Source organism: Akkermansia muciniphila (assembly GCF_002884975.1).
Lineage (GTDB): Bacteria > Verrucomicrobiota > Verrucomicrobiia > Verrucomicrobiales > Akkermansiaceae > Akkermansia > Akkermansia muciniphila_C.
Genome location: NZ_PJKB01000003.1, coordinates 227819 through 244969 on the forward strand (window position 1 = coordinate 227819; position 17151 = coordinate 244969).

Genomic DNA, 17151 nt, shown 5'->3' on the forward strand with positions numbered 1-17151 from the left:
CTTATTTCCGCCTTCCATCTATATTGGAGCTCATGAGTAAAGGCCGTATTTTAATCGTCGCCTATACATTTCCTCCGGGAGAGGGAGGGGTAGGAATGGCGTCTTTTGAAATGGCAAAAGGGCTGCGCGCCTTAGGATGGGACATTCACGTCCTCACCCGCGAACAGAACCTTCCGGATGATCAATCCCGTCCGGAATGCTGTTCCGTCACCTCCATGCCGGATTCCTTAACGGAAGACAGCCCGCGTTTAAGGGAATACCTGGATACCCTTCTGGAGGGCCTCAAGCCGGATTTCATCATATATCATTCCTGGTCAAACTGGTGCAGGGAGGAACTCATGGAATATGCCGGGGCACACCGCATCCCCTTCATCCTGCGCTCGCATGGCACGGGCACCAATTTTTCAGCCTTCTTCCGACTTCGTTACCCCCCCTTCTTCGGAATGAAAAAATGGATCGGCTCCTTTCTCAGTACCAGGAAGTCCGTTCTCCGTACGGGTAAAGATGCGCCCTTGAACCAACTTGTCTTTCTTGAACCCTGCGGAACCTTATTTAAAGGATTTGATTATTATTATGCCAGCAAGCTCAAGCTGCCCAACGCCTGCTGCATTCCCAACACTTTTCCGGCGTTGCAACGCGGGACCCCCTTCTTCAGGGAAAAATACGGATTAGCCGGTGTCTCCCTGTTCACCTGTGCGGCCAGCGCCTGCACGACAAAACAACAGCTTCTCTTCATCCGCCATGCAAAACGCATGAATTTGCAGAACATCGTTTTCCTTTTTCTCGTCCCTCAACGCAACCCGTATGCAGAGCAAATGGAAAAAGCCATTGGGGACCATCCCGGATTCCGCATTCTTTACAATCTTCCAAGGCATGAGGTGGAGGCCGCCATCTCGGAAAGCGACGCCATGTTCCTCTACTCCTACCAGGAACAACAGCCTTTGTGCATTTTGGAGGCCATGTCCTGCGGCATTCCCTGGATAGCTCCGGACATCGGCTGCATTTCCGTTTTAAAAGGCGGCATCATGCTGAAGAGCAGAACTGCCGGCTGCCTTAAAAAAGCTCTAACCTCCATGCTGGATCCTGATACCCGGAAAAGTTTAGGCGCCGCCGGGCTCCGGCAGTGGCAGCAGCGCTATGCTCCCCATGCCGTCTATGCCCAGTGGGAAGCCCTGCTCCGTTCCGCCAAAAAATCTGAAAGCATTCAAGCACATGAATTATAAATGATTTTAATCTCCTCTTTACATGATCCCTTCCAAACATACCCGGCCCGTTCTCGCCATTGTCTCGGACATGCCGTTGGGGCGCCTGATTCCCAGCGAGTTTCAGGAAAAAGATCGTTCCCTGACACCATGGATTTTCTCTCTGTTCAAGGCTCTGGCAAACCAAACGGAATACGACATCCACTGGATCACCCTTAAGAAATATGTTTCCGGGTATACGGTCAAATCCCTCCATCATCAGACTATCCATATTTTGCCGGACTCCAGCCTGGCGATAGGTTTGCTCACCCACCATTTTTCCGCCTCCAGGAAAATCCGCCGTCTTCTGGACCAACTGAATCCGGACTTGATTCACGTCTGGGGCATTGAACTGGCATACGCGACCGCTTGTAAAACGCAACCGCGCCCCAAGCTGTTATCCTACCAGGGCTCACTGATTGCTTCTTGCCAACGTTCCAAAATGAAAATGTTCCCGAAGATTCAAGCTTTTTGGGAAAAACGGACCACTCCGGAATACCATCACATCACCTGTGAATCACCATGGATACATGACCGTATTCTGGAAATATCCCCTTCCGCCCAGGTTTCGCTCATTGAATACGGAGTGGAGGAGTCATTCCATCATGTTGAAAGATCACCCTCCGCTACTCCGGAATGCCTGTTTGCAGGAAACCTCAACGAATTAAAAGGCGTCAGGTACCTGATTCAGGCATTTATGAAACCCTCACTGCAGCATGTTCAACTTTATGTTGCCGGATCAGGCGAATTGAGGAAAAAACTGGAACCCGCAAGCACGCCCAATATCCATTGGGTTGGCACCTTGCAGCGCCCTGAACTGCAAAAACGGCTGTCGTCAGCATGGTGCCTGGTACACCCCACCCTGGGGGATGCCTCTCCCAACTGCGTCAAGGAGGCAAGAGTCATCGGGCTTCCCGTTATCACCACTTGCGAAGGGGGGCAGACCCAGTATGTCGTTGACGGCAAGTCCGGGTACATTATTCCCGTCAGAGACAGTGAAGCCCTTGGCCAGGCAGTCCTGTCCCTGACTGAATCCTTGGAAAAAAACATGGCCATGGGGCTTTACGGGGTTGATGAAATTAGAAAAGCTCTGAAAATTGAACTGACTTGCAGCAAATTCCTTTCCCTGTACGGCTCTTTGTTGAACGGCAAACCATCCTCCCTTCCGGATTGATCCACCCGCACATGAACCCGGCTCTGCGCCCGGTCATCCTCCTTCATTCTCCGTTTCCATGAAAAAGGTCGTTTTCATTAACTTCGGTTCCGCCCGGTTTACGCACCGGCAAATGCTGCAGCTTCTTTCCGCCAAACTGGCCGGAAAAGCGGATCAAGTATATGGATTCCAGCCTAAACACTTAAAAGAGCTCGGGTTTTACGGCACCCACCCCTGGTTTCATCCCTCCCAGAGAGGATTTGCATTCTGGTCATGGAAACCCTTCATCATTCACCATGCCCTGCGGCAGGTGCAGGACGGAGACATGGTCATCTATTCGGACGTCGGCAGGCCATGGGTGCGGATGTTCCACCATTCCCTGGGCTCGGTCCAGCAATGGCTGGAAGAACTGCGCCAGGACATCATGCCCGGAATATACATTCCCTATACGGGCACGATAGAAAATTGGACCAAGGCCGCCACGCTGAACCAAATGGAAGCGCTCTCCCCGGATATGTTGAATTCCCCTCCCATCCAGACCTCCTTCTCCGTCTGGAGGAAAACTCCGGCGACCGTGAGACTGGCGGAGGAATGGGAAGAAAAATGCCGCCATTTGCCGCTGGTAGGAGATTACGACGCAAATACGGACATTCCGAACGGCCCTTCCTTCAAGGACCACAGGCACGACCAAGCCATCTTCTCCATCCTGTGTTTTCAGCGCCACCTAAAGGCATTGGACTCCATCGGGGGACAACGGCCGGAAGTTGACAAGGATATGGACGCCTGGCTTCAGCTTCAGGGAGCTCCGCCGTCAGGCGCCTGTACAGATGCCCTGTTAAACGGCCTTTCCGCCACCGCCAGAAAACTGGAAAGCGCCGTCAGAACTTGTTTGAAAAAGTAGCCCTCTCCCTTTCCGGCCACCACAGAATCTCCATGCAGCCATACCCAGCCACCCTCTCCACCCTGTTCCTTGCCGGTCCCACCGGATCCGGAAAATCCGCCGTGGCCGTGGAACTGGCGGACATGCTGGGCGCGGAGATCGTCAGCTCGGACGCCTACCAGGTGTACCGTGAAATTCCCGTCCTGACGGCGGTCCCTTCCCCGGAAGAACAGGCGCGCATCCCCCATCACATGATTTCCGTCATTCCCGTCCAGATGCCCTGGGACGCCACGGAACACTACCACCGGGCCATGCGGTGCGTGGAAGACATCCATGCGCGGGGAAAAACGGCCATCGTCACGGGAGGCTCCGGCCTGTACTTCAAATTCCTTTCCCACGGCCTGTCGGAAGCTCCGCCGGGAGACGCCTCCCTGCGCGCCGCCTTTGCAGGCTACTCCACGAAAGAGCTGTACGCCCGGCTCTACGCCCTGGACCCGGAAGGCGCGGCAACTACCAGCCCCGCCAACCGGCGTTACGTGGAGCGCAACCTGGAAATCGTCCTTGCAGGAGGAAAACCCCTTTCCTTCTGGAAGCGGAACTGGTTGAAACCGCCCCGTGGCCCAGGCTGGGCCATCACCCGGGAAGTTCCGGAACTGGACGGCAGAATAGCCGCCCGCGCCGCCCGCATGATGCAGGAGGGAGCCGTGGAGGAAGTGGAGCGGCTGGGCCCCTGCTCCGCCACGGCGGAACGCACCCTTGGCCTGACGCTCATACGCAGCATGCTGCGGGGGGAAACCACCCGTGAAACCTGCCAGGCGCAGCTGGCCCTGGCCACCCGCCAGTACGCCAAACGGCAGCGGACCTGGCTGAAACGCGAACAATGGCTCCGGGAGCTTCCCGCCTCCCCGTCCACCTCCCCCCGGGAACTTGCGGAGCGCATCATGAGGGAGCTGGAGCGTTAGCCCTTTTTACACGGCGGCAACATCCGGAACCGTTCCAAACAGTGCTGCGTATTCAGCAATGCCACGTGGCCCGCGGGGAAAGATATGCCCGGTTGTCCGCACGGAAACACCGCGCTACCGCCTGATGTTGGCGCCGGATGCCTGTCTTCCCCGCTTTTTGTCTTGGCTTGCGGGGGCATCTTTGATTTACAGGGGCAGGCGGGAAAGACTTCCCAAACGCAGGTTCCCTATCACACCCATATCCTTTTCAACATCGTGGCACGCATTCTTGTAGGCTTATCCGGCGGGGTGGACAGCTCCGTGGCAGCAGCCCTGCTCGTGGAGCAGGGACATGACGTGGTGGGGGCCTACATGAAAAACTGGGTGAATGACGAGGGCATTCCCGGAGAATGCCCGTGGGAGCAGGATATCCAGGACGCGCTGGCCGTCGCCAAAAAAATCGGCATTGAATTCCGGGTCATCGACCTGGTGGACGAATACCGTTCCCGCATCGTGAATTATCTGATTGAAGGCTACCGCGCCGGATACACGCCCAATCCGGACGTGCTCTGCAACCGGGAAATGAAGTTCGGCGTTTTTCTGGATTACGCCCTGGAACAGGGGTTTGATTCCGTAGCCACCGGCCACTACGCCCGCAGGCTGGATACGCCGCAAGGTTCCTTCATCCTGCGCGGGCGGGACCCCAACAAGGACCAGTCCTACTTCCTGTCCCTGATGCGCCCGGACCAGACAGCCCGTGCCATGTTCCCCCTGGGGGACCTGCTGAAGCCGGAAGTCCGCGTGCTGGCGGATAAATACGGCCTTCCCACAGCGCGCAAGAAGGACAGCCAGGGCATCTGCTTCATCGGCCAGGTGAAGATGAGCGACTTCCTGCGCCACTACCTGCCGGACAAACCCGGCAAAATCGTGGATACGGAGGGGAAGGCGCTTGGCTCCCACAACGGCCTGCACCTGTTCACCATGGGCCAGAGGAAAGGCCACGGCGTCGCCTCCCCGCGGGAAGGAATCGCCTACGTGGTGGTGGGGAAGGACGTCAAACGCAACCGCCTGATCCTGGGGTATGAAGACGCGTCCACGCAGGGACTGTACGCAGCCCATGCGGTGGTTGGCGGCATTTCCAATACGCTGTCTCCCCTGCCCTCCCGCGTGATGGCGCAGCCCCGCTACCGCGCCAAGGCGGAATGGGCCTCCTGCGAATATCTGGAAGAAGGAAAGGTGCGCCTGAGCTTTGATACGCCCCTCCGGGCGCTGGCCGTGGGACAGGTCTGCGCCTTTTACGACGGAGGCAAGCTGCTGGGCGGCGGTTTTTTTGAATCCATAGAACCATGATTGACCCGGAACGCACCATAGCCGCGCAGGCCACCGCCGCAGGACAGGGAGCCATCGCCGTCATCCGCATGAGCGGTCCCGGCTGCATGGCCGTCCTGAAACAATGCACCCCCGCGGCCTTCACGGAACACCTCCAGCCGCGCCGGGCAACGCTGGCCCGCATTCTGGACGCGGAGGGAACCGCCATTGACCAGGCGCTCATCACCTGGTTCCCGGCCCCGGCCAGTTATACGGGGGAAGATACCGTGGAAATCTCCTGCCACGGCGGCATGCTGGTGACAGACCGCCTGCTGAAACACCTGTACCAGTGCGGAGCTTTCCCGGCGGAACCGGGCGAGTTCACAAAGAGGGCCTTCCTGAACGGGCGCATGGACCTGACCCAGGCGGAAGCCGTCATGGACGTGATTTCCGCCGGAAGCGACCTGGCCCTGAAGGCCGCGCAAAGCCAGTTGGGCGGGGGCATCGGCTCCCAGGTGAACGAACTGAAGGACAGCCTGGTTCATGTTCTGGCCCATATTGAGGCCTATATCGATTTTCCGGATGAAGACATTTCCCCGGACACCGCCTCCGGTTTGCTGGCGCGTCTCCGGAGCATGGAAGAAAAACTTTCCGCCCTCCTCCGGACCGCCGAGGGCGGCCGCCTGCTGCGGGAAGGAATCCGCACCGCGATCGCCGGACCGCCCAATGTCGGAAAATCCAGCCTGCTGAATACCCTGCTGGGGTATGACCGGGCCATTGTCAGCAATATTGCCGGAACCACGCGGGACACGGTGGAGGAATCCGTCCAGCTTGCCGGGCTGGCCCTGCGGCTGATTGACACGGCAGGCGTCCGGGAATCTTCCGACGTCATTGAACAGGCCGGCATCACCCGCACCAACAGGGCGCTGGAATCCGCGGACCTAGTTCTGGAAGTGGCGGACGCCTCCGCGCCCCGGACAGAGGCGTTCCCCACCGCCGCCCGTACCGCGCCCCGGCTGCTAATTCTGAACAAGTGCGACCTGGGAATCCACCCGGACTGGGAGGCCGTTCCCGGCATCCGGTTCTCCTGCGCCACCGGAGAAGGCAGAAAGGAATTGGAAGAAGCCATCGTCCGGGCCTTCGCCTCCTCCCTGCCCGGTGAAACGGGCAGCTCCCTGGTAGCCATCAACGCCCGGCACCAGCATGAACTGGGCCTGTGCCTGGAGCATGTGCGGATGGCTTCGGAATCCATCTCCCGGCAGGAAAGCCCGGAATTTACGGCGCTGGAACTGAGGGAAGCCCTGACGCACCTGGGGGAAATCACCGGGGCTGTGGATACGGAGGACGTGCTGGGCGCCATTTTCTCCTCCTTCTGCCTGGGCAAATAACCCTCCGGAACGTCCGGAAACGCCATTCAACGAGCGGAAACCGTTACTTCCCGCCGGACTTCCCGGCAAGGGCTTCCTTCTCCTCCTCTTCCATGGCTTCCGGTTCCGCCTCCGGGGAGAACAGGGGGATGTAGGAAGGCAGGTTCCAGTTCCAGCGGATGGCCGCCAGGCGCACGGAGAGCGTGACTACGAACCCCGTCACGAAGCAGGTGGAGGAGTCGATTCCAAAGTAGTAAAGCACCGCGTACGCCACACCGCCCAGCAGGGCCGCGGTAGCATACAGTTCCCCGGGACGGAACACGTAGGGAACGTTCCCGGTAAGCACGTCGCGCAGCAGGCCGCCCGCCACGCCGGTGCAGATGCCCATCATCACGGAAACGGTAGGCGTATAGCCGTGGAGGTAGGATTTTTCCGTGCCGATCATGCCGAAGAGGGCCAGCACAATGGCGTCCGCCACGCGGATAGTGCCCATGGGCGGCGGATATTTCTGGGCCAGGTAAAAAGTCACCAGGCTGGTGACGACGGCGGCCAGAACGAAAATTTCACCGGAAGGCAGCGTCCAGTATACCGGGATATCCAGCAAAAGGTCACGCACGGTTCCGCCCCCCAGGGCCGCCAGCGTGCCGCAGACAATCACGCCGAACAGGTCCATTTTCACCCGTGAAGAAGCAATGGACCCCGCCAGGGCTCCAATGATCGTGCTCATGATTTCACAGATGGAGAGGAACATGGCGGGGGAAAGGAGGAAGAGGAGAGCTTCAGCAGACCCGTATCCACGGCAGGCAGGAGTCCTGGCTGGCGCAGAACAGGGAGGTGGAAGCCAGTCCCATGTCATGCAGGGTAGCACGCATCAGGCTTTCTGCCAATGCCGGAGAATTGCTTTCTGCGCTCAGGTGCGCCAGCACCACGTTTTTCAGGGCGTCATGGGCGATGCGCCGCAACAGGTCGCAGGCCTGCTCGTTGGACAGGTGCCCGTGCTCGGAGGCAATGCGCTGCTTCAGCGGCCAGGGACGCTTGGGGGTGGCGGCCAGCATGTCCGGATCATAGTTTGATTCCACCACCAGGCTGTCCACCATGGAGAGGTATTCCGCCACGCTGCCGGGGGCATGCCCCGTATCGGAAATGAAGCCCAGGCTGGACTGTTCCGTTTCAAACTTGAACCCCACGGGGTCCACGGCGTCATGGTAGGTGGCAAAGGGGGTGACCACGATGTCCCCTATTTTAAAGGACTGCCCCTTTTCAAAGTAGGCCCAGGGGGCTTCCGGCGCCTTTTCCTGAACGCACATGGCCGTATGGCGGGTGGCATAAACGCGCACGGTGTACTTCTTGGTGAACTGGTGCACGCCTTTCATGTGGTCGTTGTGCTCGTGGGTGAGCAGAATGGCGTCCAGGTCATCCGGTTCCACACCGGCGGATTTCATTTTATCCCGCAGTCTGGCGGCGCTGAACCCGGCATCCACCAGCAGCACGGTTTCCCCCGCCTTCACGATGGTGGCATTTCCTCCGCTGCCGCTGCCCAACACGCAAAACTGCATCATGCGCGGAATATAATACCGGTCCCGGAGCGGCGCAAGACCGGATCAATGCTTTTTTTTCACGACATGAACACAATAAAAAATACTTTTTTCCAGTACGGTGTTGACATTTCAAGTGCATTAAAGTGTATTGAAGTCACTACGTAGTGTACTTGCATGTGATGAGCAGTGTATCTGACAACCTTTTTGGTGCATACACCCACAAGCTGGACCCCAAAAACCGGATTGCAATTCCGACTGAATGGAGGCCTACCGAAGGTTGCGCCCTGCTCCTGCTGTCCGGACGGCGCCTTGAACTGCCGACTGTTAAAGCCTACACGCGGGAAAAATTCCAGCAAATCATTGATAAGATTGAATCCACCCCCGGATACACGGAGGCGCAGATCGACCTGTTTATCGGCAGATTATACGCCAACTGCGTGGAGGCTGTCATTAACGCCCAGGGTAAATTGCTGATACCCAAACAAATGTGCGAACACGCACAATTAAGTTCCTCCGTCAAGCTGGCCGCGCGGAGAGGATACTTCGAATTATGGGAACCGTCTCTCTACGAAGAGGTTTCCCGGCGGGAAAACGCCAGCATTTCCGATATTAACCAATCCTACGGCATTCTCTGATCTCCATCCTTCATGCCCCCTGACTCCACCATTCCGCCCTCGCACCAGGCCCATCCGTACGCAACGCTTGCGCTGCGCCCGGGCTGGCTTGTTTCCAGCCTGGGCGTTGGAGCCAGAACCGGGCTGGATGCGGAAGTCACGGCATATTCCATTGTTTTCTGGGGGCACGACGCCCTTCCGGCGCAGGACATGATCGCCTGGCAGCAGGAAAAAACGCGCATCACCGGGGAAATGTCCCTGGCGGGCCAGAAGGGCGCCTACGGCAAATTGGGCGCATTGTCCTCCAGCCTGAACCGGGCTTTTGACAGCCACGTTGAGCTTTCCTTACGCGCGGGCGCGGGTACGCACATCCGCCCGGACGAGGTCCAGGCCCTGGCGGACGGCCTGGCGGATACCACCTCCTGCCGCGTGCTGGCGTGGAGCATCTGCCGCAACCATGTGCATGTGATTGCGGAGCTGACGGAGGAGATGGGCGTGGATGAGCTGGTCTGCTCCTGGAAAGCGCTCGCCCCCTCCATGGCCTGGGAAAACGTGTACCATACGGAAGCCCTGAAGGCTCCGGAAGCCGGAGCCAAAGTGGACGCCCTGGTTGCCGAGCTGGGGGATGACGCCATTTCCGCCACCGCTGACGCGGAAACGGACGAAGCCGTCTCCGGCAACGGCTTCAGCCACATCACCGTCCTGCTGCATGAGACGGTGGACATGCTGGCGGCTGGCCCCGGCAAACTCATCGTGGACTGCACGCTGGGCGGCGGCGGCCACACGGAACTTCTTCTGGAACAGGGCGCTACCGTCTGGGGCATTGACCGTGACCCGGACGCACGCCGCGCCGCCACGCTCAAGCTGGCCCGCTTCGGCTCCCGCTTCAAGGTGCTCGCGGGCAATTTCCAGGATGTGGAAGCCATCCTCGCCCAGCAGGGAGTTTCCCGGGTGGACGGCCTTTTGGCGGACCTGGGCGTTTCTTCCCACCAGCTTGACACCGCCTCCCGCGGCTTTTCCTTCCGGGAAGACGGCCCGCTGGACATGCGCATGGATACCCGCGCCGCCTTCTCCGCCCGGAACCTGGTTAACGAGGCTCCGGAGGAAGAGATCGCGGACATTCTCTGGCAGTTCGGCGAGGAACGCGCCTCCCGCGCCATCGCCCGCGCCATCGTGAAGGCCCGCTCCCAGGCTCCCGTCACCACCACCGCCCAGCTTGCCCGCGTGGTGGAATCCGTTCTCCCCCGCAAAGGCAGGCAGCATCCCGGCACCCGCACGTTCCAGGCCCTGAGAATTGCCGTCAACGGCGAGCTGGACGCCCTGGACTCCCTGCTGGATTCCTCCGTGCGCCTGCTCGGCAAGGGGGGCCGCATGGCCGTCATCACCTTCCACAGCCTGGAAGACCGCAGGGTCAAGCAGTTCTTCGACCTCCGGAGCCGTCCGGAGATCGACCGCCCGGAATGGCCGGCGCCGCGCCCCAATCCGGATTACTGCTTCCGCCTGCTTTCCCGCAAGCCAGTCACCGCGGGAGAAGAAGAACTTTCAACCAACCACCGTTCCCGCAGCGCCAAATTGCGCGGTGTGGAAAAAATCGTCTGACACCCTCTCCTTCGCCACCACCATGAAAAAATTCAAACAGCGTTTCACCGGCCACCAGATCAGCGTAAGCATGATCATGTGGCTCATTGCCTTCGCCGCCCTGACCTGCGGAGCGGGCATCACTTATGCCGTGCTGAAGAACGACCAGATCCAGGTCGCCCGCGACATCAAGCAAATGAACGAGGAGATCGCCTCCTGCGAACTCACGAAGGAATACTACCGCTCCAAGACTTCCTCCCTGACCAGCCGCTGGGCCATCCGCGACCGGCTGGCCCAGGACAAGTCCAGCCTTCAGCCTATTGAGCCCTCCGCCATCGAATACATTTCTTCCGAAAACGCCTCCCGCATTGCCGCGGCAGGCAATTAATGCGTTGAGCCGTTCATGACCACGATCACGAAGTCCAGATTTGCCAGAAGAAGCCTCGTCCTGTGCGGCGTGGCGGGAGCTGCGGTCATCTGGCTGATGCTGACTCTGGTCAACCTCCAGCTGGTTTCCCCCCGGAAAACGAGCGGCGTTCCCAGCGGCGGCATCATTGAACGGGAGGTGCTTCTGCCCCAGCGCGGCCGCATCATGGATGCCAATGAGGAAATCCTGACCAACAACATGCAGAGCTCCGAGCTGATTGCGGATGGCTACCACCTGAACGATCCCAAGACCATCAGCTGGGCGCTTGCCTATTCCAAGGCCGTCCATTCCGCCTTCTGGGAGAAAGCCGTGACGGAAAAGGAAAAAGAGAAGCTCGTTTCCGGCTTCCGCAGCAAGATTCTGGGCCAGGCGGCCAGCAAAAAAGACGGCAGCAAGGAACATAATCTGGCCAAAATCCTGCTGGAAGAACCTGAAGACGGCCCGGAAGGGGTGGACATGGCCAGGAAAAAGCTGGAAGAGCTGTACGAGCCGGAGATGGTGAAGGAATACGTGCAGGCCCATCTGGAATACGCCGCCAACGTGATTGCCCCCTTCCTGCCGGACGTAAGCGTGCAGGACATCATCAACACGGTGGAAAAGGACGGGGAGATTCCCAAAAAGCGCATCGTCATCGCCAAGAACCTGTCCGAGGAAAAAGCGGAGCTGCTGCGGCAGGCCATCCAGAACGCCCGCGTCCAGGGGTTCCGGTTTGAAACCTCTTCCAAGCGCGTCTATTCCGTACCGGAATGCATGGTGCACATTCTGGGCTACATTGCCCAGACGAAGGACAGCGGCCCCCGGCCCGTGGCTCTTTCCGGCCTTGAAAAGCAGCTGGACGACCAGCTTCTGGGCCACAACGGCATCAGGGAGTACCGGAAGGACAGCCGCGGCCGCATCATCCCCTCCGCGGATTCACGGTTCAAGGACGCCGTGGACGGCCTGAACGTGCGCCTGACGGTGAACATGGAGTACCAGACCATCGTGGAGGAGGAACTGGATGCCGCCATCTCCTTTTACACGGACCAGACCCACAAGCCCCGCGGCTGCATCATCGTGGTGGAGCCCAAGACCGGCAGCATTCTGGCGATGGCCAGCCGCCCCCACTATAATTTAAATACGCGCGAGGGGCTTCAGGAGGGAGCCTACCACTTTGCCGTGCAGTCCCTGTACGAACCGGGCTCCACGTTCAAAATAGTTTCCGTCACTTCCGCCGTGGATACCGGGAAAGCCACGTTTGACACCATGATCAACTGCACGCCGTACATGGTGCCCGGCTCCCGCCCCGTCACGGACGCTCCCCGCTTCTACAGCGGCCTGACCGTAGCGGGCGTGCTGAAAAAGTCCAGCAACCCGGGCGCCTTCCGCATTGCGCTCAGGTCCGGCTGGCCCACCTATAAAAAGTACTTTGACCTGTACGGCTTTTCCTCCAAGACGGGCATTGACCTGCCGGGAGAAACCAGCAGCCAGTGCCAGGACGGCAACAACTTCGTCAACTTCTCCCGCATCAGCTTCGGCTATTCCCTGATGGTCTCCCCTCTGCAAGTCGCCATGGCTTATGCCGCCATCGCCAATGACGGGGTGCGCATGCGCCCGCGCCTGGTGGACGGCATTTATGTGGATGACAAGAACTTCCAGCCCTCCCCGCCCGTGGAAGCCTGCCGGGTCATGAGCGTTAAAACGGCCCGCAGCCTCCGGAACGCCCTGTTCCATGTCACGGACCTGGACGGCACCGCCAAAAGGGCGCGGATTGAAGGTTACAACGTGGGGGGCAAAACCGGAACCGCCCACAAGGTGAAGCCCACGGGCGGCTACTTTGAAAACCGCTATACCGTCTCTTTCGTAGGGATGCTTCCGGTGGAGGACCCTGCCTTCGTCTGCCTCATCGTCATTGACGACCCCACCTCCAAGCACTGCCATCCCGGCGGCGGCACCGTCTGCGCCCCGGTCTTCCAGAAACTGGCCACACGCCTGGCGGCGGCCATGAACATCCCCAAAAACACGCCTTCCGCAGAGGCGGACAAGAAAGCCTCCCGGGCGCAAGCCTCTTCCTCCACGTCCAAACCGCCGCGCAGATAAACCACATCATGAAGCTACTTACGCTACTCAAAGACCTTCCCGCCCATACGCTCACCGGCTCCCCCCAGGTGAAAATCTCCCATCTGGAATGCGACAGCCGCCGTGTTCTGCCCGGCTCCTGCTACATCGCCGTGAAGGGGACCCAGACAGACGGGCACGAGTTCATCCCGGAAGCCATCCGCCGCGGAGCCTGCGCCATTGTCGCGGAAATGCCCTGCACGAAGGAAGCCCGGGACGGCGGCGTCTCCTGGGTGGAGGTAAATGATTCCCGCCTGGCCGTCAGCCTGCTGGGCGCGGCCTGGAACGGCCATCCCTCCCGCCACATGACCATGATCGGCGTAACGGGGACGAACGGAAAGACCACCACGGCCTACATCGCCCATTCCCTGCTCAAACAGTCCTGGCTGCGCGCCGGGCTGATCGGCACCATCGCCTATGACAACGGGGAGGAAATCACCCCCTCCACCCACACCACGCCCGGCCCGCTGGAACTGGAACACCTGTTGAAGGAAATGAATGAAAACGGCTGCCGCGGCGTCTCCATGGAGGTATCCTCCCATGCGCTGGACCAGGAACGCGTGGCAGGCATCAATTTCAACGTGGGCATTTTCACCAACCTGACCCAGGACCATCTGGACTACCACCACACCATGGAAAACTATTTCCAGGCCAAGGCGAAGCTGTTCGAGCAGATGGCGCAGGAAACCAAGTCCCGCCGCAAGCCCGTGGCCGTCATCAACATTGACGACGCCTACGGCCGACGCCTGGCGGAGATGTTCTCCGGCCGCATGACCGTGAAGACCTACGGTTCCGCCCTGGGCGCGGATTTCCGCATGCTGGTGCACCACGCCACGGCCAAGGGCAGCGAGTATGAACTGGAATACAAGGGGAAAAGCTACCTGGTGCGCGTGCCCCTGATCGGCAAATTCAACATGTACAACAGCCTCGCCGCGCTGGCGGCCGTGATCTGCGCCGGCATCCCGGTGCGGGACGCCATCGCGAACCTCCAGAACATTCCTCAGGTTCCCGGCAGGCTGCAATTGTTCACCCACCCCGGAGGCGCCCAGATCTTCATTGACTACGCCCATACGCCGGACGCCCTGGAAAACGTCTGCAAGACGCTCAAGGAAATCTGCTCCCGCCGCCTGATTACCGTGTTCGGCTGCGGCGGGGACCGGGACAAGGGCAAGCGTCCGCTGATGGGCGCCGTGGCCGCGCGCCTGTCTGACGCCAGCATCGTCACCTCCGACAATCCCAGGAGCGAGGAACCCCTCTCCATCATCAACCAGATTACGGCGGGCATGCCGGAAGGCAGGTACGCCATCATTCCGGACCGCGCCCGGGCCATCGCCACAGCCATTGAACAGGCCCGGCTGGGGGACGTCGTCCTCATTGCGGGCAAGGGCCATGAAAACTACCAGGAGCTTTCCACCGGGCGCATTGATTTCAGCGACGCCAAGGAAGTTCGCCGCAACATGTTCATCAAGGAGAGGGAAGAATTCCCGCAGGCATAACACACGCACCATCATTTTCATGACCTCCCTCACGGCACACGGCATCTGCAATGCCATCGGCGGAAAACCGGTCAGCGGCCCCTTGGAAAGGGTCGCTTCCGGAGGCGTGTGCACGGACAGCCGCTCCCTGCCGCCCCATGCCGTTTTCTTCGCGCTGGGGGGAGAAAATTTTGACGGCAACCTGTTTGCGCCGGAGGCATCCCGCACCGCGGCGGCCGTCGTCGTCAGCCGCGTGGAACCGGGCATTGACCCCTCCTGCGCCGTCATCCTGGTGGAGGATACGCTGAAAGCCCTTCAGAAGCTCGCCTCCTGGTGGCGCACGGGCCTTACCCTCACCGCCGTCGGGCTGACGGGGTCCAACGGAAAAACGTCTACGAAGGACCTGACGGCCTCCGTTCTTTCCCAGGGCCTCCGGACCATTGCCACGCAGGGCAACCTGAACAACCACATCGGCGTTCCCCTCAGCATCCTCCAGGCCTCTCCGGCGGATGAAGCCGCCGTGTGGGAAATGGGCATGAACCACCCGGGAGAACTGGCCCCCCTGTGCGACATGACGCGCCCTAAGATCGGCATCATCACCAGCATCGGCACCTCCCACATTGAATACATGGGGTCCCGGGAAAACATCGCCCGGGAAAAATGCACGGTGGCGCGCTGCCTGCCGGAAGACGGCTTCATGATTTTCCCGGCGGACTGCGACTACGCGGACATGATCCGCCAGTCCACCCGCGCCGCCTGCATTGACTGCGGCATTGACGCCGGAACCGTCCGCGCGGAAAACCCCGTTTCCACGGAAAACGGGACGCGCTTCACCCTCTCCATCCCGGACTTCTGCCGGGAGGTGGTGGAACTGCCCGTCCACGGCCGCCACATGGTGAAAAATGCTCTGCTGGCCGCCGCCGCGGGCTGGGTGGCAGGTCTTGCGAAGGAGCAGATCGTCTCCGGCCTCAACAGCGCGCAGCTTACGGGGGGCAGGCTCCACTGCACCCGGGTCAACGGCATCCTGGTGGTGGACGATACCTATAACGCCAATCCGGATTCCATGCAGGCCGCCCTGCACACCGTAGCGGAACTCTCCTGCCCTGGCAGGCGCTTTGCCGTGCTGGGCAGAATGGGGGAACTGGGCACGTTCTCCGCGGAAGGCCACGCCCTGGTGGGCCGCACGGCGGAAAAACTCCGCTTTGACTGCGTGGTCAGCGTAGGGCCGGACGCGGCACGCATCACGGACGCCATTTCCCCCGGCTCCTCCACCCAGGCCGTAAACCTGGGCACCGCGGAAGAAGCCGCGGAGTGGCTCCGCAGCCACACATCCCCCGGGGACATCGTCCTGTTCAAGGGCAGCCGCCTTGCCCGGATGGAGCAAGTCATGAACCTCACCTTTCCGCCCCAGTAAATTTTATGCATTCCCTCATTGAACAGCTCAGCCCCGCAGGGGCGCTTGCAGAACCGGCAGGGAGAGCCCTGCTGGCCTGCCTCATCTCCTTTGTCCTGACCATGATGTTCGCCCCGCGGGTGATCCGCGCGCTGATTTCCCTGAAAATCGGCCAGCCCATCAGAACGGCGGAGGAAGTGCACAAGCTGGCGGAGCTCCACGGCGCCAAGGCGGGCACGCCCACCATGGGCGGCGTGCTGATTACAGGCTCCATGACGGCAGCCACCCTGCTGTGCGCCAGAATGGGCAATCCCTTCATCATCGCCTGCCTGTTCGTCACGCTGGCGCTGGGGCTGCTGGGCTTCCGGGACGACTACCTGAAGGTGGCCAAGAAAACGTCGGACGGCATCTCCGCGCGCAAAAAACTCCTCATCCAGTTTCTGGCCGGGCTGGCTGGCGTCACGTTCCTGTACCTGTACCCGGAAGGCGCTCCCCGCGTGGAACTGAATGACTATGTTTCCTCCCTCTTCATCCCGTTTTACGGCCAGGTAAACCTGCCGTGGTATGTTTACATCCCCTTCGGCACCGTGGTGGTCATGTCCGCTTCCAATGCGGTGAACCTGACGGACGGCCTGGACGGCCTCGCCTCCGGCTGCTCCGTCACCACGGGCATCTCCTATGCCATCCTTGCCGCCGTCTGCGGGAACTGGCTGATGGCGGATTCCCTGGACATCCCCTTCCACCCCGGCGCAGGTGAAATCAGCGTCTTCATGATGGCCCTGGTGGGGGCCTGCCTGGGCTTCCTGTGGCATAACTGCTACCCGGCCAGGGTTTTCATGGGGGACACCGGCTCCCTGGCCCTGGGCGGGGCGTTCGGCATGGCCGCCGTCTGCACGGCGCAGGAACTTCTCTTCATCGTCATCGGGGGCGTCTTCGTCATGGAAGCCGTATCCGTCGTCCTCCAGGTAGGCAGCTTCAAACTGCGCCACGGCAAGCGCATCTTCGCCATGGCCCCCATTCACCACCACTTTGAACTCAAGGGATGGAAGGAAACGCAGGTAATCACCCGCTTCTGGATGATCAGCCTCCTGCTGGCGTTCCTGGGCCTGTTCCTGATCACCACCGCCTGACAAGCCACGGAC

At 60.3% G+C, this 17151-nt stretch carries 15 protein-coding genes; 13 read left to right on the forward strand and 2 right to left on the reverse strand.

The window, feature by feature from the left end:
• Positions 1–32 precede the first annotated feature (32 nt).
• From CXU21_RS10850 to mnmE, 6 genes are all read left to right on the forward strand, one after another.
• Positions 33–1223: a glycosyltransferase family 4 protein gene (locus CXU21_RS10850; protein WP_102712655.1), complete on the forward strand. Its 1191-nt coding sequence runs from the start codon at positions 33–35 to the stop codon at positions 1221–1223.
• A gap of 22 nt (positions 1224–1245) precedes the next feature.
• Complete coding sequence (locus tag CXU21_RS10855) at positions 1246–2415, forward strand: glycosyltransferase family 4 protein (protein ID WP_102726044.1); 1170 nt, start codon at positions 1246–1248, stop codon at positions 2413–2415.
• Between the two features lie 58 nt (positions 2416–2473).
• Positions 2474–3295 (forward strand): hypothetical protein, encoded by an 822-nt coding sequence (locus CXU21_RS10860; protein WP_102726045.1) that lies wholly within the window; start codon positions 2474–2476, stop codon positions 3293–3295.
• Between the two features lie 32 nt (positions 3296–3327).
• Positions 3328–4236: a tRNA (adenosine(37)-N6)-dimethylallyltransferase MiaA gene (miaA, locus tag CXU21_RS10865; RefSeq protein ID WP_146017064.1), complete on the forward strand. Its 909-nt coding sequence runs from the start codon at positions 3328–3330 to the stop codon at positions 4234–4236.
• A gap of 255 nt (positions 4237–4491) precedes the next feature.
• The gene (mnmA, locus tag CXU21_RS10870) at positions 4492–5565 is read left to right on the forward strand and encodes a tRNA 2-thiouridine(34) synthase MnmA (RefSeq protein ID WP_102726183.1); all 1074 of its coding nucleotides are present in this window, start codon (positions 4492–4494) and stop codon (positions 5563–5565) included.
• Entirely contained in the window at positions 5562–6911 is a 1350-nt protein-coding gene (gene mnmE, locus CXU21_RS10875) for a tRNA uridine-5-carboxymethylaminomethyl(34) synthesis GTPase MnmE (RefSeq protein WP_102726047.1), read from the forward strand. Before mnmA ends, mnmE begins: the two co-directional genes overlap by 4 nt.
• Positions 6912–6954: 43 nt before the next feature.
• Here the strand turns inward: mnmE and CXU21_RS10880 are convergent, their stop codons facing one another.
• A complete protein-coding gene (locus CXU21_RS10880; protein WP_180972322.1) occupies positions 6955–7617 on the reverse strand; it encodes a trimeric intracellular cation channel family protein in 663 nt (220 codons plus the stop codon).
• A 52-nt stretch (positions 7618–7669) separates the two neighbouring features.
• Complete coding sequence (locus tag CXU21_RS10885) at positions 7670–8449, reverse strand: MBL fold metallo-hydrolase (RefSeq protein WP_102712667.1); 780 nt, start codon at positions 8447–8449, stop codon at positions 7670–7672.
• A gap of 158 nt (positions 8450–8607) precedes the next feature.
• Between CXU21_RS10885 and CXU21_RS10890 the strand changes: the two genes are divergently transcribed.
• The 7 genes from CXU21_RS10890 to mraY are packed head-to-tail and all read left to right on the forward strand — an operon-like array spanning position 8608 to position 17139.
• Positions 8608–9063 carry a division/cell wall cluster transcriptional repressor MraZ gene (locus tag CXU21_RS10890; protein WP_102712669.1) on the forward strand — a complete coding sequence of 152 codons (456 nt, stop codon included), beginning with the start codon at positions 8608–8610 and terminating at the stop codon, positions 9061–9063.
• A 12-nt stretch (positions 9064–9075) separates the two neighbouring features.
• On the forward strand, positions 9076–10641 hold the full coding sequence (gene rsmH / locus CXU21_RS10895) for a 16S rRNA (cytosine(1402)-N(4))-methyltransferase RsmH (RefSeq protein WP_257997392.1): 1566 nt from the start codon (positions 9076–9078) through the stop codon (positions 10639–10641).
• A 22-nt stretch (positions 10642–10663) separates the two neighbouring features.
• Positions 10664–11008: a hypothetical protein gene (locus CXU21_RS10900; protein WP_102712671.1), complete on the forward strand. Its 345-nt coding sequence runs from the start codon at positions 10664–10666 to the stop codon at positions 11006–11008.
• Between the two features lie 15 nt (positions 11009–11023).
• The gene (locus CXU21_RS10905) at positions 11024–13123 is read left to right on the forward strand and encodes a peptidoglycan D,D-transpeptidase FtsI family protein (RefSeq protein WP_102726049.1); all 2100 of its coding nucleotides are present in this window, start codon (positions 11024–11026) and stop codon (positions 13121–13123) included.
• Between the two features lie 8 nt (positions 13124–13131).
• Complete coding sequence (locus CXU21_RS10910; RefSeq protein ID WP_102726050.1) at positions 13132–14637, forward strand: UDP-N-acetylmuramoyl-L-alanyl-D-glutamate--2,6-diaminopimelate ligase; 1506 nt, start codon at positions 13132–13134, stop codon at positions 14635–14637.
• A gap of 19 nt (positions 14638–14656) precedes the next feature.
• Positions 14657–16030, forward strand: a complete 1374-nt coding sequence (locus CXU21_RS10915) for a UDP-N-acetylmuramoyl-tripeptide--D-alanyl-D-alanine ligase (RefSeq protein ID WP_180972786.1) — start codon at positions 14657–14659, stop codon at positions 16028–16030.
• Positions 16031–16035: 5 nt separating this feature from the next.
• Entirely contained in the window at positions 16036–17139 is a 1104-nt protein-coding gene (gene mraY / locus CXU21_RS10920) for a phospho-N-acetylmuramoyl-pentapeptide-transferase (RefSeq protein WP_102726052.1), read from the forward strand.
• Positions 17140–17151: the final 12 nt, after the last annotated feature.

Excerpts from the sequence above, each read along its gene's own strand:
- CXU21_RS10860 (WP_102726045.1), top strand. The coding sequence starts at position 2,474 with ATGAAAAAGGTCGTTTTCATTAACTTCGGTTCCGCCCGGTTTACGCAC.
- CXU21_RS10855 (WP_102726044.1), top strand. The coding sequence starts at position 1,246 with ATGATCCCTTCCAAACATACCCGGCCCGTTCTCGCCATTGTCTCGGAC.
- CXU21_RS10885 (WP_102712667.1), bottom strand. The coding sequence starts at position 8,449 with ATGATGCAGTTTTGCGTGTTGGGCAGCGGCAGCGGAGGAAATGCCACC.
- mnmE (WP_102726047.1), top strand. The coding sequence starts at position 5,562 with ATGATTGACCCGGAACGCACCATAGCCGCGCAGGCCACCGCCGCAGGA.
- rsmH (WP_257997392.1), top strand. The coding sequence starts at position 9,076 with ATGCCCCCTGACTCCACCATTCCGCCCTCGCACCAGGCCCATCCGTAC.
- CXU21_RS10905 (WP_102726049.1), top strand. The coding sequence starts at position 11,024 with ATGACCACGATCACGAAGTCCAGATTTGCCAGAAGAAGCCTCGTCCTG.
- CXU21_RS10900 (WP_102712671.1), top strand. The coding sequence starts at position 10,664 with ATGAAAAAATTCAAACAGCGTTTCACCGGCCACCAGATCAGCGTAAGC.
- CXU21_RS10910 (WP_102726050.1), top strand. The coding sequence starts at position 13,132 with ATGAAGCTACTTACGCTACTCAAAGACCTTCCCGCCCATACGCTCACC.
- CXU21_RS10890 (WP_102712669.1), top strand. The coding sequence starts at position 8,608 with ATGAGCAGTGTATCTGACAACCTTTTTGGTGCATACACCCACAAGCTG.
- CXU21_RS10850 (WP_102712655.1), top strand. The coding sequence starts at position 33 with ATGAGTAAAGGCCGTATTTTAATCGTCGCCTATACATTTCCTCCGGGA.
- CXU21_RS10880 (WP_180972322.1), bottom strand. The coding sequence starts at position 7,617 with ATGAGCACGATCATTGGAGCCCTGGCGGGGTCCATTGCTTCTTCACGG.
- mraY (WP_102726052.1), top strand. The coding sequence starts at position 16,036 with ATGCATTCCCTCATTGAACAGCTCAGCCCCGCAGGGGCGCTTGCAGAA.
- CXU21_RS10915 (WP_180972786.1), top strand. The coding sequence starts at position 14,657 with ATGACCTCCCTCACGGCACACGGCATCTGCAATGCCATCGGCGGAAAA.
- miaA (WP_146017064.1), top strand. The coding sequence starts at position 3,328 with ATGCAGCCATACCCAGCCACCCTCTCCACCCTGTTCCTTGCCGGTCCC.